This is a genomic window from Rothia sp. HMSC072E10, from assembly GCF_001813965.1.
GTDB lineage: Bacteria > Actinomycetota > Actinomycetes > Actinomycetales > Micrococcaceae > Rothia > Rothia mucilaginosa_A.
In genome coordinates this window covers 170,351-191,529 of sequence record NZ_KV814488.1, presented here as the reverse complement: position 1 = coordinate 191,529, position 21,179 = coordinate 170,351, and the positions used below count along the sequence as shown (strand labels likewise).

Sequence of the window (21,179 nt, the reverse complement as noted above, 5' to 3'; positions counted from 1 at the left end):
AACCCGAATACGGGTGAAGTAGAACACAAATAAGACCTTGAAAGGGTCTCAAACACCCCTCCACACACCAAATACCCTAGTCAAAGCATTTTAAAGGTGCCAAAAAATCTTCAAAAAATTTTCGAAAAACCTTAAAAATCTGCGAATTCCCCTCTCTGGACCCCGAAAACAGGGCAGGAACATCCCAAAACCCTCGCGAACAAAGACAAACCCAGAGGCAGAGGGCAACAGGAAGATAAAACCCCTCCTAACGGAGGGGCTCTAGAGATACCTCTCGAGAAGTATAGAGAAAAGGGAGGGGCACTCCCCCACCGATTACTCAGTAGAGAAGAACCCCTCCCCCTCTATGTATAGAGAAAATCAGAAGAGACTAGACCAGCTCAACCGCGCCCTGGTTCTTCTTACCACGGCGAACCATCGCAAAACGACCGTGCAGCAGGTCATCCTTGGAGATGGTGGCGTCCTCACCCTGAACCTTCACGCCGTTCACCGAAGCGCCGCCCTCCTTCAGAATGCGACGAGCCTCAGAGTTAGACTTCGCAAAGCCCAGCTCGGTCAGCACCGAAATCAGGTCCAGGCGGTCCTCGGTCAGCTTCGCCGAAGGAAGCTCCGCAACCACAGATTCCAGGGTTACCTCGTCCAGAGCAGCGAAATCACCCTTGCCGAACAGAGCCTCCGAAGCAGCCACGGCCTGATCGGTAGCCTCGGTGCCGTGCACCAGCGAAGTCACCAGGTACGCCAGAGTCTTCTGAGCCTCACGCTTAAACGGTTCCTTCTCAACCTTCTCGGCAAACTCAGCAATCTCAGCGCGAGTCAGGAAGGTGAACACCTTCAGACGATCCACAACATCCGCATCCGCGGTGTTCAGCCAGAACTGGTAGAACGCGTACGGCGAGCACATCTGCGGGTTCAGCCAAATAGCGTTACCCTCGCTCTTACCGAACTTGGTGCCGTCAGAGTTAGTAATCAGCGGGGTACCAATAGCGTGAACGCTCTTACCCTCGACCTTACGGATCAGCTCGGTACCGCTGGTCAGGTTGCCCCACTGATCAGAACCACCGGTCTGCAGAGTGCAGCCGAAACGACGGTTCAGCTCCAGGAAGTCCAGGCCCTGCAGAATCTGGTACGAGAACTCGGTGTACGAAATGCCCTCGTCTGAGTTCAGGCGCTTCGCCACAATCTCCTTCTTCACCATAGTGCCCACGCGGAAGTGCTTACCAACATCGCGCAGCAGCTGCAGAGCAGACATCTGACCGCTCCAGTCCAGGTTATTCACCATCCGAGCAGCGTTCTCACCCTCGAAAGACAGGAAACGCTCAATCTGTGCACGCAGGGACTTCACCCACTCAGCAACAACCTCAGGAGAGTTCAGCACACGCTCAGACGTCTGACGCGGATCACCAATCAGACCGGTGAAACCACCCACCAGGCCCAGCGGCTTGTGACCTGCCAGCTGCAGACGACGCATCACCAGCAGCTGCACCAGGTGGCCCAGGTGCAGCGAAGCCGCGGTCGGATCATAACCCGTGTAGAAAGTCAGGGTCTCCTCACTCAGCGCCTTCTCCAGGGCAGCCTCATCGGTGCTCACGTGCACCAGGCCGCGCCACTTCAGCTCCTGCCAAATATTCTCGAAGGTATCGTCATTATGCTGCGCGTTGAGGATCTCGGCAGACATGCTTCTCCCATTCACAAGGTAACGACGCACGAGGCGTCCGAACAAAATATGTACTAAGCCTAACACCGCACCGGCACAAACGCTCAGAACAAGCGCCCGGCGGCGGGTGCATGGATGCGGCTACAGGCCCGCGGGCATGCGCGAGCCCACCAGATACAGGCGCTGGGTGGGACGGGTCATCGACACGTACACGTCACCCACCGCGCCGTCCGCATCATCAATCAGCTGCTGCGGTTCAACAATCACCACAACGTCGAACTCCAGGCCCTTCGCCTCCCACGGGGTCAGCACCAGCACCTGGTTTTCCAGGGCCGTCTGCGCGGTACCCGTGCGGTCGGCGTGCGCACGAGCCACCGCTCGAGCCGTCTCAAGGTACAGGCTCGACGGGCAAATCACGCCAATCAGCGCGCCGCCGGACTGGGCAACCTCATCGCTCACCACGGACACGGTCTGCTCCACCACGGCATCGGGGGCAACCTCGCGAATCAGCGGAGGCCACTGACCCTCACGAACCGCGCGAGGAGCCGACACCTCGTAGCCGGCAGCCCGAGCCACCGAAGCCGCCGCCTGCGCAATCTGCGCCGGAGTGCGGTAGTTAATCGTCAGCTCGTCCAGGGTGAAACGCTCCCCCACGAACGGTTCCAGGGCCTGCGCCCACGACGAAGCCGCCGCCGGCGACGAAGCCTGCGCAATATCGCCCACAATCGTGAAGGACTTCATGGGGCAGCGTCGCATCAACAGACGCCACTGCATCGGCGAGAGCTCCTGCGCCTCATCCACCACCACATGACCGTACGCCCAGGTGCGATCGGACGAAGCCGCGGCCGCCGCGGTCATCCGCTCGCCACGCACCTCGTTCATCATCGCAATCTGCTCGGGGGTAATCACGCCATCGGCGCCAATATCCTCCAGGGACTGATGTACGTTCTCCAAAGCCTTCGTCGCGTTCTCAAGGTTCGCGCGATGCTCGGCCGCCGCACGCGCCGCCGCAGCGGCACCCGTCACCTTCAAGAAATCGCCCAGCAGCTCCGCGGCCTCATCCAGCAGGGGGACATCGGCCTCGGTAAAGGGAGCATCCGCAGGACGAGCCAGAAGCTCTCGCTCCGCCTTCGACAGACTACGGGTAGCCGACTCCAGGTAGTGCGGCTTCGAATACAGCGAGCGCAACAGGGTCTCGGGCGAGAGCGGCATCCATGCCAGGTTTAGGGCGCGACGCACGTCCATGGAGGCGCGCACATCATCCTGCAGATACGGACGCTCCACCACACGACCCGCCGCACGGTTCAGCTGATCATCCAGCTTCGCGGTCAGCTCCTTCAACAGAATTTTCACGAAGGTTTCGCGGGCCTCGTTGTGCGGCTTACCGGTCGAGCGAGCGCGGGAACGAGCCGAACGCACCATCTCGGGGGTCAGCTCGACGTCCGTTCCCTCAACGTTCAGAAGCTGCGCCCGTGCGGGAACCTTCTGACGGTCCGCCACGGCGCGCTTGATGACCTTGACCATACGCAAATCGCCCTTAAGGGCGGCCACCGCGCGGTCTTCCTCGGGCACGGCGCGCAGGCCCGGGTACAGGGTCGCCAGCGAAGCCATCACCACGCCGGTTTCGCCCAGCGAAGGCAACACACGCTCGATGTACCACATGAAAGAATTCGAGGGGCCCACCACGAGCACACCCGCCTTCGACAGGCGCTCACGATTTGTGTACAGCAGATAGGCCGCGCGGTGCAGAGCCACCGCGGTCTTACCGGTACCGGGACCACCCTGGACCACGCGCACGCCCGGCAGCTCCGAGCGGATGATTGCATCCTGCTCGGCCTGAATGGTCGCCACGATATCGCCCATGCGGCCGGTACGCTTCTTATTCAGCGCAGCCAGCAGCGCGCCCTCGCCGTGCAGGGCGTCCGAGTCCTCCAGCATGGCCTCGTCGAAGACCTCGTCCTCAATGTTCACAACGGTGCGGCCCTCCAGCATCAGATGACGACGGCGACGCACGCCCATCGGCTGAAACGCGGTGGCCTGGTAGAAGGTACCCGCCTCGGGGGCACGCCAGTCCATGAGAAGGCGACGCTGGTTATCGTCGGTAATGCCGATGCGGCCGATGTAGCGCACCGCGTCCGCACCCTCGCGGTCCATGTCCAGACGGCCGAAGGCCAAGCGAGAATCCACGGCGTTCAGCTGAGCCAGGCGATCCTCGTAATAGGTTGCGAAGGAATCACGCTCCGAACGGTTCTGGTGCCCGCCCACCGCCTGGTTCTTGCGCACATCCGCCAGCTTCTGACCGGTCTCTTCGCGTAGCTCGTCCAGACGAGCGTATACGCGGGACACGTACTCGCGCTCAGCAGCCATCTGCTCTGCAAATAGCTGCTCAGCCTTCGACGATTCCTCGGGCCGGTGGGACAGGGATTCAGATGACACGCAAGCTCCTTAAACATAGTGCGTCTCAGTGCGGCACCGTGAGCGGCACCTAAAAATACGGGTCACTATTCTACAGGATGGGCTCTCGAGCCCAGAAATATGACGGCTTCCGGCAGCGCCGGTCAGACGGCGAGGTGCCCCTCCCGAAAGCATCGGAAGGGGCACCTCTGGTTCTGCCCTACGGCAGGAAGAAATAATGCGGAATCCGCTATCGGGCCGCTACTCGGAGACCAGGCTCAGGGTCTCAACGCGGTAACCGGCCAGCGCATCGCGGCCGCCCAGGCCGTCCAGCTCCAGCAGGGCAGCCACGCCGGCAACCTTAAGCTTGGCGCGCTCCACGAGCTTCACCGCGGCCTCCAGGGTACCGCCGGTTGCCAGAATATCGTCAAGAATCAGCACTCGGGTACCCGGCGCGAAGTCGCTGCAGTGAATCTCGACGGCCGCGGTACCGTACTCGAGCGCGTACTCCTCACGGTAGGTTTCGCGGGGAAGCTTGCCGGCCTTGCGAATCGTCATGATGCCCTTGCCCGTAGCGTAAGCCAGGGCCGATGCCAGCAGGAAGCCGCGGGCCTCCACACCGGCGACCACATCAAACTCGCCCTCGAAGCGGTGGGCCAGCTCATCGATGCAGGCCTTGAATACCTCGGGATTGGCGAAGAGAGTCGTCACATCGTAGAAGAGGATGCCCTCGTGCGGGTAATCCTGAATCGTGGCGCAGGCTGCGGGGATGCGCTGTTCGATGGGGGTAGCCTCAGAAGCGGGAACGCTCATGCTCTCTCTTTCGTGGGGTGGCGTCGGGCCCGAACGGCCCGGAATCGTCTGCGGCGGCACAGGCCGCCTAGAGAATTCTACTCTGTTCCAGCGCTTTTTTCCTCTATACACCCGCCGGTCACCCACATTAGCCCGCATCAACGCGAGGTTAATGCGCAAAGCCCCGGCCGCTTCCTCATGTGAGGGGGCCGGGGCTTTGAAGCGCGGGAAGCATCGGGGGTTAGGGCCCCGCGTTCTAGGACTCTACGCTCTCAGTATGCTCTTAGGAGTCCGCCAGCTTCGAACGCAGGTCCCGCTTCAGAATCTTTCCGGTCGGGCCCAGCGGCATCGCATCCACCGCAATGTAGCGGCGCGGGTACTTGTAGGCCGCAAGGCGGGTTCGGGCCAGGGCGTTGAGCTCCGCCTGCACCACGCCCCAGTCGGCTCCGGCCCGCGGCACCACAACGGCGACGATCTCCTCGCCCACTCGCTCATCCGGCACACCCAGCACCGCCACGGACTGCACCAAATCATGGGTGTACAGCACGTCCTCAATCTCGCGCGGGTACACCGAGTAGCCGTTGCGCAACACCATGTCCTTGATGCGGTCCATGATAAAGATATTGCCGTCGGCATCCACACGAGCCACGTCCCCGGTCGCAAACCACTCACCGTCGAACACTCCGGCGGTTGCCTCGGGGTTATTCCAGTAACCGAGCATCACGTTCTCGCCGCGCACCCACAGTTGGCCGCTCTCCCCCGTCGGGCGCTCAACACCCGCCGAGTCGCGCACCCGAACCTGCACACCCGGCAGGACGCGGCCCACCGAACCCAGCACCATGCCGAAGGCCACCTGGTTGAAGGAGACCACGGGCGAGGTCTCGCTCAGACCGTAGCCCTCGTACACGGTACAATCGGCCAGCTCCTTCCAAGCCTCGTGCACCGGAGCGGGCAGAGCCGAACCACCCGAAATGCCGAAGCGCACCGTACCGCGCAGCCGGGCGCAACGCTCCGGCTGCTCAGCCATGAGGGCCGCAAGAGAGATGTACATGCTCGGCACGGCCGCCAGCACCGACACCCGGGCCGCCTCAATCAGGCTCAACGCGTGGTCGGGCGTAAAGCGCGGAAGCAAAGCCACCGTTGCGCAGGCCGCAAAAGCCGCGTTCATCGACACCGTCTGGCCGAAGGCATGGAATAGAGGGAGGCCGCCAAAGATGACGTCCTCGGCGGTGAAACCAAAAACCTTCACACAGCTGCGGGCGTTCGAGAGGATATTCGCGTGGCTGAGGGTGGCTCCCTTCGGGCGGCCGGTCGTGCCCGAGGTGTACAGGATAACCGCGGGATCCTGCTCTTTCACCACGGCGGGTGCCAGCGGAACGTCCACACCGTCAAAGGGGGCCAGGGGCGAGGCGGAGGGCTCAAAAATTTCGCACCGCACCGAACCGTTCTTCACCGGCACCGTCGAGGCGGCCTCCTGCGCCAGGCGAGTGCCGGCAAAGGCGAAGAGAACCTTTGCTCCGCTGTCTTCAAGGTGGTACTCCAGCTCCGCACCCGACAGCAGGGGGTTGAGCGGCACGCAAATCGCACCGCGCGCGGCAATACCGTAGTAGAGGGCGGGCATCAGCGGCACGTTCGGCATGGACAGGGCCACTCGGTCGCCCGCCTCCACGCCCAGGGTTCCCAGGTATCGCTGCACCTCTGCCGCGGCGGAGGCCAGTTCGCCGTAGCTGATGTTCAGTAGCGAGGAGGACTCTGCGGAGTCCCCCGCGGCGGGCAGTGCGAGCGCGACCTTGCGTGGGGAGGCCGCGGCCGCCTCCGCCAGAATTGAGGCGGTATTATTCCGGGCCGAGGGCTCGGCCTGCGAGGGGTGACGGGGCGCAGAGCTGGGTGTCGAAGTCATCGTTGAGTTCTCCTGCGGTATTGTTCGAATCGTCTTCGTCTGTAGGCGAGAGGCCCTCGTGCGGGCGGCTCCCGCTGCCCGGGGTCGCTTGCCGCGGCGTGGGCACACAACGGGGGTGCGTCCGGGACCGCCGATTCGTTCATCGGAAGGTCCGGGACACACCCCTCGCACGCTACTGGGCTGCCGACCAGTCCAGGAAGCTTTCAGCCAGCCCGGCCCCGCCATTGGGGTCGCGGGTAATCACCATCACGGTGTCGTCTCCAGCAATCGTGCCCAGGATGGCGTCCATGCCACTCTGGTCAATCGAGGAAGCCAGGAACTGGGCCGCCCCCGGAGGGGTACGCAGCACCGTGATATTCGCCGAACCCTCGGCGGTAATCAGCAGCTCCTTGAACAGGGAAATCATGCGGGCGTCCGGCGCGGTGCCGCCACCGCGACGAGCCGGATAGTTCGGAACAGCGTAAATCAGACCGGCGCCCTCATCGCGGATGCGCTCGGCTCCAATTTCAACGAGATCGCGGGAAAGGGTGGCCTGAGTAACCTTCATACCGTCATCGGTCAGGTACTGCGCCAGTTCAGCCTGGGAACGTACACGTCGGGTCTGCAGCAGCTCAACGATGCGGGCCTGACGCGCGATCTTGGTCGAGGGGAAAGGCATGTTATCTCTTCTTCCTACGGTGCCAATCACGAGTGTGGACCTTCCCGTCCGTCGGTGGAACGGGTAGCGTCCTCTCTACCCAAGATAATACATATGCACATAAATATGCGTCATAAATATGGATTATTCTCATATTTATAGGGAAATCCGCCCCGGAATCTCACGATATGTACGTTCCGGCCGCCGTATCTCCGCGTGCAAATACGCACCCGGACGTATAACCTCGCGTGCTATGCATAGGCGCCGCCCCCCTCTTTGGGGAGCATCTTCCGGGAGCACAGCGAAAGCCCGCCTACCGCACCGACTACGCTCATCACGTACCGGCGCGGGAGGCGGGCCCCCACAAAATCGTTATGGAAGGACTGATCGGTTAGTCCTCGTTATCCACCAGACCGTCCAGGTCCTCGTATTCCACGTTACGGGAACGGCGGTTCAGCCACACGGCGAACACCATACCGCCCAGCAACACCAGGATCGCACCGATGATGCTTGCGATGCCGGCCACGCGATGACCGGTCACCTGGCCCTCGGTTACGGGCTTCAGGGTGCCCTTCTCTGCGGTGTAAACAACCTCGAGCTGACCGTTGTTTTCAACCAGTAGGCCGTCCACCTCACGCGGGAAATCGGCCGGAACGTCACCGGTCTGCGAACCGCGGAACTCCACCGTAGCGCTGGAATTGACCTTGTACTTATCCTTCAGATTCGACACGTACGTCTTGCCGTTGAGCGCATCATCGGCGGGGAGGTTGCCCTTATAGCGCGCCACGTTCTCCTTGGTAATCAGGTCGGGAGTCAAATCCTGGTAAGTGCCCTGCACAACCCAGCTGTGGCCGGCGTAGTCGGCATTCGCGTTCACCCAGGCGAAGGAACGCACGCCCACGACCGCCAGAATAATGGCCACGACCACCGCGACGACGGCCGAGAGCACCGACAGCCAGTTCACGCCGGGGCGCTCCTCCAGCTCATCCTCGCTCATCGCAAAAAGGGAGGCGTTTTCCTCGTCATCCTCGTCGTCATCGTACTCTTCGTAGTCGTCGTACTCGTCGTACTCTTCATACTCTAGTTCTTCGGGCTCCTCGTAGCGGAAATCCTCGGAATGATTAGTCGCAGAATCCTCGTTCTGCGGACGGCGATCGTGCGAGCTTTCTCGGTTAGACATTATCTCTCCCTCAAATCGTCTACCTTCTAGGGTACCCATTACCGCGGAGCATCACCAATAAAAGAACAGACTTGCGCTTTATTCTTTATCTGACGAGGCCAAACGCGCATATTCAGATACAAATTCGGCGGATGCGCCGCCGAACGCGCAGGTGTTCACGCAAACGGGGTGGGAGCCGAAGCCCCCACCCCGTCAGCGTCACTTGGTCTCGACTAGACGCGAGCCTCCGCGCCCAGCTGCTCGACGGCGGCCGCCACGGCTGCCTCTCGAGCGGCGGAAGCCTCGTCCGCGGTCAGAGTGCGATCCGGTGCGCGGAAACGCAGCGCGAACGCCAGGGACTTCTTCGACTCATCGATGCCGGTACCGCGGTAATCGTCGAACACGCGGATATCCTCCAGCAGCTCGCCGGCGCCCTCACGCAGCACGCGCTCCACCTCAGAAGCGGGCAGATCGCGGTCCACCAGCAGAGCTACGTCCTGGGTTGCCGCCGGGTAGGTCAGCACCGGAACGGCCTGGTGTACCTCGACGCGGTGCGCGAACAGGGCGGAGAAGTCCAGCTCAAAGGCGCAGGTGCGCTCCGGCAGGTTCAGCTCCTGCAGCAGCTTCGGGTGCAGCTCACCGGCGAAACCGATGCGCTCGCCGTTCGCATCCAGGACCTCGGCCACGCGCCCCGGGTGGAACGCGGTATGAACGCCGTTAAGCACGGTAATCGGCGCGGATACGGCATCCGCAATCAGACGCACGGCGTCCAAGGCATCGCGCCAATCGTAAGCACGAGGAGCCGCACCGGGCATCACCTCGTGCTCGGTGCCGGCGAACAGGCCGGCAATAAACGAGGGCTGCTTCGGGATGCCAGCGTTCAGGTCCGCCAGAACCTCATCCGAGGGGCGAACGCCCAGCGGCGGGATAGAGTCCGACCCCAGCTTCTCACCCGGGATGAACACGTGGCCGGATTCGAAGATAGCCAGGTTCTTGAAGCCGCGGGAAAGGTTGCGCTTGAGCACCTCGACCAGGCCGGGCAGCAGCGAGCGGCGCATCCAGCCCTCAGCCGAAGAAATCGGGTTCTCCAGGCGAATTGAGGGCACCTCGGTCACGGGGTTCTCGGGGGTGCTGACCCACGGAGCCGACCACAGGTTGTTCGCCTCAGCCGACACGAAGGGGTAGGCGAAGACCTCGGTCAGACCGGCTGCGGCCAGCGCGTTCAAGGCGCGGCGCTTGCCCGCCTGCTCCGGGGTGTAGCCGCGACCCGCGGGAGCCACCGGCAGGGTCGAGGGGATGTTCTCGTAACCGTCGATACGGGCGATTTCCTCGGTCAGGTCTTCCTTCGCACGCAGGTCGGGGCGCCAGGAAGGAACGGCCACCAGGTAGCCGGACTCGGTGCGCTCCACCGAGCAACCAATCTCGCGCAGGCTGGACTCAATCTGCTCCGGGGAGTAGTCCACACCGATGCGGCCGGCGGTGTACTCGGCGGGCAGCTCGATGACGACCGGCTCGTAACCGAGGGACACGTCGGTAACGCCCGGCTCAGCCTGGGCGCCGGCCAGCTCGACCAGTAGCTCCACGGCACGCTGGGCGGCAGCTGCCTGAATCTGCGGGTCCACGCCGCGCTCGAAACGCTTGGAGGCCTCGGAAATCAGCTTGTGGCGGCGGGCGGTGCGAGCCACCGACACCTCGTCAAAGCGTGCGGCCTCAATCAGGATGCGGGTGGTCGAGTCGGTCACCTCGGTCGAGGCTCCTCCCATCACACCGGCCAGGCCGATTACGCCCGAATCATCGGCAATCACGATGTCCTCGGGGTGCAGGGTACGCTCCACGCCGTCCAGGGTCACCAGCTTCTCACCGGCCACCGCGCGGCGCACCACAATCTCACCCTGAACCTTGTCAGCATCGTAGAAGTGCAGCGGCTGACCGGTCTCCAGCATCACGTAGTTCGAAATATCCACCGGCAGCGACAGCGAGCGCACACCCGCCAGACGCAGACGCGAAGACATCCAGGTCGGAACCGGGGTCTCGGCCTTCACGCCGGATACCTCGCGCATCACGAAGCGCACGCAACCCGGATTACCGTGAATCGGGGCATCGTCGCGCAGGACCACCGGGTGACCGGCGTCGTTCGCCTCCGGGGCGCGCTCGCCGTACGCCAGCACAAAATCCTCGAAGGGGGTTCCGGTTGCGTGGGACCACTCGCGGGCGATACCACGCAGAGAGAAGGCGTAACCGCGGTCCGGGGTCACGTTCACCTCAGCCGCCTGATCGTACAGGCCCAGCAACTCCATCGCGTCGGTGCCAAGCTCCGGATCCAGGCCCAGGGTCGAGAGCACCAGAATGCCGCCGTGATCTTCACCAATACCCAGCTCGCGGGTCGAGGCAATCATGCCGGCCGACTTGTGGCCGTAGGTCTTGCGGGCGGTAATCGCGAAACCACCGGGCAGAACAGCGCCGGGCAGGGTCACAACAACCTTGTCGCCGGGCTTGAAATTGTGGGCACCACAAATAATGCCCTGAACACCGGAAGGCTCGATGCCCTTACCGGTCAGAGTCTGCTCCTGACCCTCCGGAACCACGCGCACCTGGCACCAGTTCACGGTCTTGCCGTTCGAGTGGGTCTCCGGCTCCATAGAGAGAACCTGGCCCACCACAATCGGGCCCGACATCTCGTCGGTGGGGCGGTGAACGTCTTCTTCTTCCAGGCCAACCTTCACCAGGGTTGCCATCAAATCTTCAGCCGAAGCATCCTCGGCTACAGGCACGAACTCGCGCAGCCATGACAGGGGTACACGCATAATTTAGATCTCCATCCCGAACTGCTCAGAGAAACGGATGTCGCCCTCGACCATGTCGTGCATGTCGGCGACGTTGTTACGGAACATGAGGGTACGCTCAATACCCATACCGAACGCGAAGCCCGAGTACTCCTCGGGATCGATGCCGGCGGCACGCAGCACGTTCGGGTTCACCATGCCGCAGCCACCCCACTCGATCCACTGGGGGCCGCCCTTGGCGTTGGGGTGCCACAGGTCCAGCTCGGCGGAGGGTTCGGTGAAGGGGAAGAAGTTCGGGCGCAGGCGAATCTTAGCCTCTTCGCCGAACATGGCGCGTGCCATGTACTCCAGAGTGCCCTTCAGATCGGCCATGGTCAGGCCCTTATCCACGGCCAGGCCCTCAATCTGGTGGAAGACCGGGGTGTGGGTCGCGTCCAGCTCATCGGTGCGGTACACCTGGCCGGGGCACACAATGTACAGGGGCAGCTCACGCGAGAGCATCGAGCGCATCTGCACCGGGGAGGTGTGGGTGCGCAGTAGCAGGTGAGCGTTCTTCGGCTCAACGTAGAAGGTGTCCTGCATTTCGCGCGCCGGGTGGTCCGGCTTAATGTTCAGGGCGTCGAAGTTGTACCACTCGGACTCCAGCTCGGGGCCGTCGGCAACCTCCCAGCCCATGCCGACGAAGATGTCGGTCAGACGCTCCTGCATCAGGGCGATGGGGTGGCGACCGCCCAGGGAGCGGCGAGCGGATGCGGCCGACATGTCCACGGCCTCCTCGGCCAGGATGCGGGCCTCACGCTCGGTCTCCAGCTCCTTAGTGCGAGCCTCAATAACCTCGGTCAGTGCGGCACGGGCCTGGCCCAGCAGCTTGCCCACGGGGCCCTTGTGCTGGTTCTGGAGGTCGCGCATCTGGCGGTTGGCAACGCTCATGACGCCCTTCTCGCCGAAGAAGCTCAGGCGCACCTCCTTGAGGCTGTCAAAGTCTTTTGCCTTCTCGCGAATCTCCCGCTGGGCGCGCTCTCGCTCGGCCTCAAATGCCTCACGAACGGCGTCCAGACCCTTTTCGGGGTTGTTCTCCAGGACCTGCGCGATGTTGGCGAGGACCTGCGCCGGGCCCTTCGGGCCCTCGTGTTCCTGCACGGAATCGGTCATTGTCACTCTTCTCTGCGTACCACCGGCACGTTGGGGCCGGTCGGCTGGTTTGTCACTATGGGGCGGCACCGCGGGGGACCGCGAGAGCTCACTAATTGCCCCGGGCACGGCGGGCGCCGAGCGTGTGAGGGGCGGAGCATCCCGGCAGGGTCTGCGGGCGCATATCCTACCCATTTTAGACCAGAGAACCACGCGAAAGCATCAGAGCGCCCGGATAGTCCATCCGGGCGCTCTGATGCTTTGATTAGGTGTGGAGTCGTCAGGTGCGCGCGCCCCGCGGCGGCATATTTGCCGAACGGGTCCCCACGGAGGCGAGGATTAGGCCAGCGCTTCCTTGACCTCGGGGTCGAAGGAGGAGCGAATCCACAGCACGTTGGCGATAAACCACGCGGCGTACAGCGGCACGAAGCCGTAGCGCTGAGCGTCAATCACGTTGCCAATCAGCGAGAGGACCGCGACGAAGGCGCCGAGAATCGCGAAGATGAGGCCGACGGTCAGGCCCTGGCGCTTACCCTTCTGAATCGTGAAGTACACCCACGAGTACACGATGGCCGAGCCGATGAGCAATCCCAGGCCGCCCGCAACGCCAAACTCCGGCAGGCCCTTCAGCGGGGACAGGTTATCCGGTGCGAACGAAGAAATGATGCCGTGGACAAAGCAGAGCAACGCGGAGACAATCATAATCTCCTGCAGGCGCAGAATCTTAGGGTGCTTGGTCGGCGAGTGGAACAGGATTCCACCCGGCTTGGAGCCACCTTCCTGAATGTAGATGGCCTGGGTGTCTGAAGGTACCGCGTCGGAGCGGTACGCATTCGGGTCGTACGGAGGTTGAGCAGTCATCATTGTCTCCCAATTTGTATGTGATTTCTCCCTCAATACTACCCGGTCGGTAAGAAGTTTCCAAAGAAAATGCTCGTGTCGAACTCATATATGACGATGTGCCGGTGAACCTCCCATCGGGGCGTTCACCGGCACATCGGGCGGTATTGGAGCATCGGGCAGATGCCCAGCTACATCGAGCGCGCCTAGTTAAAGAGGCCCGAGCAGATGTAGTCGTTCTCATCCTTCACCCCGGGCGGCACCGCGAAGAGAGCGTTACCGGTATGGCGCAGGTACTCGCTCATCGCGTCAGAGGCGGTCATCGTGCTCAGCATCGGGATGAAGTGCGTGCGCGGATCGCACACGTAGGCGATGAAGAACAGGCCCGCGTCCAGGCGGCCCAGCTCGTCGGCACCATCGGTGTAGTTGAAGCCGCGGCGCAGAATCTGCACTCCCTGGTTCTGATCCGGGTGCATCAGACGCATATGAGAATCCGCCGGGATCAGGGGGCCGGAGCGACCCATCGCCGAAAAGTCGGGCTTCGTGAATTCCTCACCGCCGGAGAGCGGGGCACCGGTCGTCTTCGTACGACCCACGATTTCCTCCTGCTCGCGCAGGCGGGTGCGGTCCCACGTCTCAATGTTCATGCGGATGCGGCGGGTGGCCAGGGAGCTGCCTCCCTCCCTCCACGCCGGGCTGTTCGCCGAATTCTGCGAGGAGGTCCACACGTGCTTCTTCAACAGGTCGGGGTCTTCAACCTTCAGGTTGTTCGTGCCGTCCTTGAAGCCGAAGAGGTTACGGGCCGTCGCCTGCGTGGTGGTCGTGGAGGCGGTACGCCCGAAGCCCAGCTGCTGCCAGGCCACCACGGCGCGGCCACCGGCGATACGAATCAGGTTGCGAATCGCGTGGAAGGCCACCTGCGGGTCGTCGGCGCAGGCCTGGATGCACAGGTCGCCGTCGCTGCGCTTCGCCTCCAGCGCGTCTCCGGTCATGTGCGGGATGCGCACGAGCGCCTCGGGCAGCTTGCTGGCGAAACCGAAGCGGTCCTTGCCGTTCTCGTCGACAAAGAAGCTACGTCCCAGGCCGAAAGTAATGGTCAGGTGCGCGGCGGAGAGGTCCATGGCCTCGCCGGTGTCCTTGGGCGGTGCCTCGTAGGAGCGGTCCTCCCCCACGAGCTCGCCGGTCTGCATCCTTGCGGAGGCCTTCGTCCACTCCTGGAAGAGGGAACGAATCTCTTCGCGGTCGGTGGTCTTCAGGTTCAGCGCCACGAAGTACATGCGGTCCTGCACCTCGGTGGAGATGCCGCTCTGGTGCTCACCGTAGAAGGGGTGAGAGTCGTTCGAGGTACCCGAGGCAGAGCTCGATGCCGAAGCCTGGCTGCTGGAGTTTGACGAGCATCCGGCGAGCGCACCCAACGCGCCCAGGGCTCCTGCACCGGCGAGCGCCGCGCCCAGCGCACCGCGGCGGGTGGTACCGGCGGCGCGGGTAGCCTCGCGGTGAGTCTCCGGGGTGGTCTCGGCGGCCGAAGAATTGTGGTCAGTAGGCATGGGAAGCCTTTCTTCTGTGCTGAATATGGTGTGATGAATCTGCGGAGGGCTCGGGGCCCGGGAAGGCCCCAGCCGGGCGGGGGCTCAATGCCCCCCACCCAGCTGCCGGTAGCGCATCCGCCCACGCGGCGGCTACCGTACGATGCGTTACTTCGCGGCGGAACCGGTGACGACCTCGGTCATCTTCGAAACCGGCTCGGACAGAGCCTCCACGGCATCGGAGAGCTCGCGGATCTGGTCCTTAGTCAGCTCGGTGTAGAGGGCGTAACCGTCACCCTTCTTGTACTTGTTGAGCAGGTTCTGCACGGTGTCGAACTTCTTCTCGATGTCCTGGGCGAGCTTGGGGTCCTTCTGCTTCAGAATCGGCAGAACGCCCTCGTAGGCCACGCGGGCGCCGTCAACATTGCCCTGGAAATCGGAGAGGTCGGTGTGCGACCAGGTCTCTTCCTCACCGCTGATCTTGGTGTTGAAGATTTCGTCCAGCAGTTCCTTCGCGCCGTTAGAAATCTGGAATGCCTCCAGCTTGAAGTTGGGAGAGTGCACCTCGTCGTAGAGCTTCTGGGTGTCTTCCACCAGTTTCTTGGCGACCTCCGCGCGCTGCTCCTTGGTCAGCGGAGTGTATGCCTTACCGCCGTTGTTCTCGGCGGTCGGCTGCCACAGATCCTTCTCGATCTTGTGCCAGCCGGTCCATTCCTTGCCCTCTTCCACGTCTGCCTCGCGGGCATCCAGGGCCGGGTCAAGCTCGCCGCCGCCGAAGGATTCTGCCACGGGCTCGATGCGTTCGTAGTGTAGGCGAGCCGAGGAGTACAGGGCCTTCGCCTCGTCGTCCTTACCGGCGGTGTACAGCTCGGCGAACTGCTCGGTCTTGGTCTTCAGCGATTCCACCTGGTCCTTGACGTAGGCGGTGTACTGGGTGACCGCGGTGTCGCGCAGGGCCTGCTCGTCGGCCGAGATAGCAGCTGCGTTCTCGTTCTTGGTCACGGTGAAGTCGCCGCGGATGCCGTCGCCCACCATACCGGGCTTGCAGGCGGTCTTGTAGCTACCCTCGGGCAGTTCCACGGTCAGGTCACGGCTGAGGTTCGGGCCAATGTTCTCCACCTCGGAGACGATGCGCAGGCCGTCGGCACCAAGCACGTAGAACTCGTTGACCTTGGTACCCTCGTTCTTGACCTTGAAGGTCACGGTGCCGGCCTTGGCGGTGGTAGCCGAGAGCTTGCAGGCATCGTCGCTTGCGGTGACGTTAATGGTGCCGTCGGAGGATGCGGCACCCGAGGCGGAGGACGCCACGTTCTGGTTGTTGGGGGTGCAGCCGGTCAGGGCGAGCGCACCAACCGAGAGCAGTGCACCTGCGGAGGCGAGAGTCTTACGCATGGTTTCTCCTTATGTTGTATGTGTATGTGTACGTGTTCGCGGCGGTTCTTTGTCGCACGTTGAGGGGTGTCCGAAAGAATCATCCGGTGGGTTATTCGGGTAGGTCCGGAGCCGGCCGGCTCCGAGAGCCCTATGCCGCCGTCTTTTCGGCTTCGGTTTTCGCCGCCTGCTTCTTAGCCGAGGACTTCAGGCCCGGGCGCTGCGCGCGGATGAACAGCGGCATCACGATGCCCACGTACAGGACCCAGGCGCCGGCCTCAATCCAGGTGGTGGTCGAGGACAGGTTGAACACGGCCTTGAGCAGGGTGCCCACGAAACCGCTCGGGTCGATGTATCGGTAAGATTCGAACGCGGTGCTGTTCAGGCCCGGCAGGATACCGGCCTCCTGCAGGTCGTGAAGACCGTAGGAGAGCACGCCGGCCGCCACGATGACCAGGAACGCGCCGGTGATGGTGAAGAAGCGGGAGAGGTTGATGCGCATCATGCCGCGCATCATGGCCCACGCCATGAGGATGGCGACCAGGATGCCGACGAGGGCGCCGAGCATGGGGGTCGCGTTCGCCTCCTGACCGGCGGTGCGGGTGGCCGACCAAATGAACAGGGTGGTTTCGAGACCCTCACGGCCCACGGAGAGCGCGGCGAGCAGGACGACCGCCCAGGCGCTGGTCTGCGCGGCATCCAGCTTATCCTTGAGCTCGGCAGAGAGCATACGGGCGTTTTCTGCCATCCAGAAAATCATCCAGGTGACGAAGCCGACCGAGATGATGGAAAGGGAACCGCCGATGGCTTCCTGCGCCTCGAAGGTGAGGGTTTCGGGGCCGAAGGTGAGTAGCGCGCCGAAGCCGAGGGAGACGATAACCGCGACCGCCACGCCAAGCCACATCGGTGTGAGCAGGTGGGTTCGCTTTGTCTTGCGGATGTAGGCCAGGAGGATTCCGACCACCAGGGCCGCTTCGAGACCCTCGCGTAGGCCTATCAGAAAGTTTCCGAGGAAGGCTCCCCAAAAATTCATGTCAGTATCACCAAATCAACATATTTTTTTATCCTAATTGACCCCTTAAGACTACGGGGAAACCGGCTCGTTTGACGACACTACCGCGCGTTCTGTCTGTGCGGCTCGAAGGCCTATCGAGCCTTTATTCGCTCAGAATCTCCCCGATAGACACAGATTGTCAGCATATCTTTACGACATTTGAATACCTGGCTAATAAAAAAGGCAGGTTGGGCTTAGTTACAGGTTATGTTTCACGCATAAAAATACACGCGGGGTGGGGGTCCGTATCGGACCCCCACCCCGCGTGGACTTTTAAAAAAAGCTGAGAAAAAACTATTCGGACGAAAATATTACGCCGCGTGAATGCCGTTACGTTCCGTCAAGGTGCCGCAACGGCTACCGGAGTGTCCTCGGCACGCGAGGTGCGCGCCTTTAGCTTTCGTCGCCCGACCCAGACCGACCCGACCCAGACCGACCGAGCTGACGCAGGAGCGCCTCCACAATCGGGAAGTCGGCGGGAATCCACGGCAGCGCCAGAATCTCGGCAGCCTCCGTGGCCTCGAGGATTCCCTCCCCCGCCGGGGGAAGCGGCATCCACCGCAGGGCGCTGTGATCTTCCAAAGTATCCGGAGTACCCGAAAGAATCTCCGCAAAGAACACGCGCATCGCCAGACGCTCGCTCAGACGCCAACCCTGCGGATACGCGCCGGGCACCTCAGCACCCAAACGCGCCTGCACACCCAGCTCCTCCTTCAGCTCACGCACCAGCGCCTGCTCGCAGCTCTCCCCCGGCTCGACCTTACCGCCCGGGAACTCCCACATGCCGGCAACAGTCTGCGGCTCAGAACGCTGAGCCACCAGCATACGGGTCGGAGCCACCAAAGAATCAACCACGGCGGCGCCAACCACCTGAACCTCAAACGAGGGCGACACTTCACTCATCTTTCTCTACCTTCTTCTACGCTTTAGAATCCTTCAGCGGATGCGCATCCTCAGCAGCGTGCTCCGCTACTTCCTTCTCGGCATCCTCAGTATCCTCAGGCTCAGGAGCTTCCTCCACGCCTTCCTGCCACTCTTCTTCCTCATCATTCATATTCGAGGCTTCTGCCACCTCACGGCGAATATTAGTGCCGTCATTCAGCAGAATCAGAAGGCGGTTACCGTTCTTGAACTCCATGAGGAAGACATCCTCAAGCTCGACCTCAGCGGCACGCAACTGTAGGTACACCCAATCCTCGGTCTTGTGCGCATCCGCGATATCGCGAGTGACCAAGCTACCCTTCACAATCAGAGCAAAGTTCGGCACACCGTCACCCTTACGGATCACGCTCAGCGCACCGTTCGGTTCAATCTGAGCGAACTCAATGTCTTCCAGGTCGTAAATACCCTGCGCACGAAGGTCAGCAATCAGGCGCATCGGATCAAGAACCACATCTGCCTGCTGGAAGCTCTTAATATCGATATCACCATCCGTAATGACCGGCACGCGCTGCTCACGCACCGCCATATGCAGAAAACGAATCTTCGTGGTCGCCACGTTCAGCAGCTGAATCATGCACAGCGTAAACACCATGTAGATGACAAAGTAGAACAGGCTAATCTGCTCGCTGTACAACACGCCACCGAACACACCACCGATGACAAAGTTACCGATGGTATCAATCGGGGTCTGGTGCCCCGCCTGAGAACGGTGAGTCAGACGCAGGTACACCAAAAGAATGATCAGGCCAACGAAAATCTTTAGCAAACGATAAACGATCATCTCAACGGTCATAACAAAAATCTCCTAGAACTAAGCCCGGAAAATATCCGGCTCCAAATAAATGATGCGTGCCGCAGGAACAGCCTCGCGAATACGAACCTCAGCCGCGTCAATCTCATCAGCCACCGCACGACCAGTGTCAGCATCATGAATGCGAATCTTTGCCGCCACCAGAATCTCCTCAGGACCCAGGTGCACAGTCTTAATGTGGATAATGCGCTCGCTGTCGCCATCCTCAATCGCCGCGCGAATCTTCGCCAAATCCTCCGGAGAAGCAGCCTCACCCAAAATCAGGGACTTCATCTCCACCGCAAGGAACACAGCAATAAAGACCAGCAGAATACCGATAGCCAGGGTGCCGAAAGCATCCCACAGGCCATTACCGGTCAGTAGGGTCATTCCCACACCAATCAGGGCCAGCAGCAGACCGACCAGTGCGCCCGCATCCTCAAGCAGAAGCACCGGAAGCTCCGGGTTCTTCGAGGTGCGCAGGAAACGCAGCCAGCCCTGCTTACCCTTCAGGCCGCTGGATTCCTTGACAGCCACGCGGAAGGAATTACCCTCCAGCAGAATCGAGCCCACCAACACGGCCACCGGAACCCACTGCCACTCGGTAATACCGTGCGGGTCGTGAAGCTTCTCGAAACCCTCATACAGGGCGAATAGACCGCCCAATGCAAAGATGATAATCGAGACGATGAACGCGTAAATGTAACGGTTACGGCCGTAACCGAACGGGTGCTCCTCGTCGGCCTGCTTGCGGGAGGCGCGGCCACCCAAAAGAAGCAGAACCTGGTTACCGGAGTCAGCCACCGAGTGGATGCCCTCGGCCAACATCGAGGAGGAACGGGTCAGGGCAAAAGCCAAGAACTTCAGGACGGCGATACCGAGGTTCGCCCCCAGGGCGGCAATAATCGCCCCGGCTCCCGAGTGGCCGGAATGACTGGATTGAGACATATTTACCTTTCTGCAGGCCGCGCTAACCCGAAAAGCACGGAACCATCGGGGGCGACACTATTCAAAAGTCTGTAAAAGGCCCGCGGCGGGCACGGCTAAACCTCGGCCCGATACAGCCACGACGAACACAGCTCGCCGGGAGAGTACACCACGGGATGATGGGCTTACGGTATTAGCCCAAAGCGTTCGAGCGCTGCGCCATCGCTGAAGCATACAGGCACACAGCAGCAGCCGTACCCACATTCAGGGACTCCGCCGAGCCGTACACCGGCACAGCCACTCGCATCGTAGCGGCAGCCTTCTCTTCAGCGTTCAAGCCCTGCGCCTCATTACCGAAAAGCCACATCGTCGGCTTAGAAAGATCAAAATTACCCTTCACGCCGGACGGGGCGCTCGTCTCCACACCCGCGCGACGGGCCGCGGTGTACTCACTCAGCTCCTGCAGGTTCACCACGCCGTAGCCGTCAGCAGCCAACACAGCAGTACCCTGAGACTTCACATCCTCCGCGAAATCCTCCAGCTGCACGCCCTGAATAATCGGCACATGGAACAGCGAACCCGCGGTGGAACGCACCGTCTTCGGGTTGTACAAATCCACCGAACCCTTAGTCGTAATCACCAGGTCAGCACCGGCCGCATCCGCCACACGCAGGATCGTGCCCGCATTACCCGGATCCTGAACACGAGAGAGCACAGCAATCAGCTTGGGGTTCAACGCGCCCTCACCCCAGAGCAGCGAGAACGACGCATCCACCATGAAAGAAACCGCAATAATACCCTGCGGGCTCACCGAATCAGCCATCGCCTCCAGCACCTCATCGGTCACCACACGCATAAAGACGCGGCGACCCTCCTCGGGGGTGGGGGTGCCGTACACCTGCTCCAGTAGCTCAGCGATATCCTCATGACGGTCAAAAGCCGCCTCCGTAACGTAGACAGCATCCAGAATCGGCTTCTTCAGATGCGCCTTCAACGCCTCACGCACAGCCTGCGGGCCTTCCACCAGGAATTGGCCCTTCTTCGTGCGGGCAGCGCGGGTACGCAGCTTCGCAATATCGCGCACACGATCTGCCTGCGGATTGGACATCACAACGGGGGTACTAATACGTTCAAAAAAGTTCACTCTTAAAGGGTACAGGCAAAGGCACACCCAAAAACGCAGAACAGTCACCAGCGCCCCCCAGATACGCAGAAAGCGGCCGCCCACACTCAAAAGTGCAGACGGCCGCTCACGACGCTTAAGCATCCTACCCCGAAC

Annotated in this window: 16 protein-coding genes; all 16 read right to left on the bottom strand. The window is 61.9% G+C overall.

Annotated features, from left to right (window positions below):
• Positions 1-370: 370 nt before the first annotated feature.
• The 16 genes from tyrS to HMPREF2944_RS04015 all read right to left on the bottom strand — a co-directional run bounded on the left by tyrS (position 371) and on the right by HMPREF2944_RS04015 (position 21,008).
• Positions 371-1,675: a tyrosine--tRNA ligase gene (gene tyrS, locus HMPREF2944_RS04090; protein ID WP_070680742.1), complete on the bottom strand. Its 1,305-nt coding sequence runs from the start codon at positions 1,673-1,675 to the stop codon at positions 371-373.
• A gap of 120 nt (positions 1,676-1,795) precedes the next feature.
• On the bottom strand, positions 1,796-4,090 hold the full coding sequence (locus HMPREF2944_RS04085; RefSeq protein WP_070680739.1) for a HelD family protein: 2,295 nt from the start codon (positions 4,088-4,090) through the stop codon (positions 1,796-1,798).
• A 219-nt stretch (positions 4,091-4,309) separates the two neighbouring features.
• Positions 4,310-4,861, bottom strand: a complete 552-nt coding sequence (locus HMPREF2944_RS04080) for an adenine phosphoribosyltransferase (protein WP_049346408.1) — start codon at positions 4,859-4,861, stop codon at positions 4,310-4,312.
• A 262-nt stretch (positions 4,862-5,123) separates the two neighbouring features.
• Positions 5,124-6,740 carry an AMP-binding protein gene (locus HMPREF2944_RS04075; RefSeq protein WP_070680736.1) on the bottom strand — a complete coding sequence of 539 codons (1,617 nt, stop codon included), beginning with the start codon at positions 6,738-6,740 and terminating at the stop codon, positions 5,124-5,126.
• Between the two features lie 172 nt (positions 6,741-6,912).
• A complete protein-coding gene (locus tag HMPREF2944_RS04070) occupies positions 6,913-7,398 on the bottom strand; it encodes an arginine repressor (protein ID WP_049332718.1) in 486 nt (161 codons plus the stop codon).
• Positions 7,399-7,768: 370 nt separating this feature from the next.
• Entirely contained in the window at positions 7,769-8,557 is a 789-nt protein-coding gene (locus tag HMPREF2944_RS04065) for a hypothetical protein (protein WP_070680733.1), read from the bottom strand.
• 212 nt (positions 8,558-8,769) lie between these two features.
• Positions 8,770-11,340, bottom strand: coding sequence for a phenylalanine--tRNA ligase subunit beta (gene pheT, locus HMPREF2944_RS04060; protein WP_070680730.1), 2,571 nt, complete (start codon positions 11,338-11,340; stop codon positions 8,770-8,772).
• A gap of 3 nt (positions 11,341-11,343) precedes the next feature.
• Positions 11,344-12,471 (bottom strand): phenylalanine--tRNA ligase subunit alpha, encoded by a 1,128-nt coding sequence (gene pheS, locus HMPREF2944_RS04055; RefSeq protein WP_070680727.1) that lies wholly within the window; start codon positions 12,469-12,471, stop codon positions 11,344-11,346.
• Positions 12,472-12,789: 318 nt separating this feature from the next.
• Positions 12,790-13,311: an ABC transporter ATPase gene (locus tag HMPREF2944_RS04050; protein WP_049333108.1), complete on the bottom strand. Its 522-nt coding sequence runs from the start codon at positions 13,309-13,311 to the stop codon at positions 12,790-12,792.
• 185 nt (positions 13,312-13,496) lie between these two features.
• A complete protein-coding gene (gene efeB / locus HMPREF2944_RS04045; protein WP_070680724.1) occupies positions 13,497-14,837 on the bottom strand; it encodes an iron uptake transporter deferrochelatase/peroxidase subunit in 1,341 nt (446 codons plus the stop codon).
• A gap of 147 nt (positions 14,838-14,984) precedes the next feature.
• A complete protein-coding gene (gene efeO / locus HMPREF2944_RS04040; protein WP_070680720.1) occupies positions 14,985-16,208 on the bottom strand; it encodes an iron uptake system protein EfeO in 1,224 nt (407 codons plus the stop codon).
• 130 nt (positions 16,209-16,338) lie between these two features.
• Positions 16,339-17,220: an iron uptake transporter permease EfeU gene (gene efeU / locus HMPREF2944_RS04035; protein WP_070680717.1), complete on the bottom strand. Its 882-nt coding sequence runs from the start codon at positions 17,218-17,220 to the stop codon at positions 16,339-16,341.
• Between the two features lie 414 nt (positions 17,221-17,634).
• Positions 17,635-18,144 carry a (deoxy)nucleoside triphosphate pyrophosphohydrolase gene (locus HMPREF2944_RS04030; protein ID WP_070680714.1) on the bottom strand — a complete coding sequence of 170 codons (510 nt, stop codon included), beginning with the start codon at positions 18,142-18,144 and terminating at the stop codon, positions 17,635-17,637.
• A gap of 16 nt (positions 18,145-18,160) precedes the next feature.
• A complete protein-coding gene (locus tag HMPREF2944_RS04025) occupies positions 18,161-18,976 on the bottom strand; it encodes a DUF421 domain-containing protein (protein WP_049338510.1) in 816 nt (271 codons plus the stop codon).
• An 18-nt stretch (positions 18,977-18,994) separates the two neighbouring features.
• The gene (locus HMPREF2944_RS04020; RefSeq protein ID WP_070680711.1) at positions 18,995-19,921 is read right to left on the bottom strand and encodes a cation diffusion facilitator family transporter; all 927 of its coding nucleotides are present in this window, start codon (positions 19,919-19,921) and stop codon (positions 18,995-18,997) included.
• Between the two features lie 172 nt (positions 19,922-20,093).
• Positions 20,094-21,008, bottom strand: coding sequence for a TrmH family RNA methyltransferase (locus HMPREF2944_RS04015; RefSeq protein WP_246826251.1), 915 nt, complete (start codon positions 21,006-21,008; stop codon positions 20,094-20,096).
• Positions 21,009-21,179: the final 171 nt, after the last annotated feature.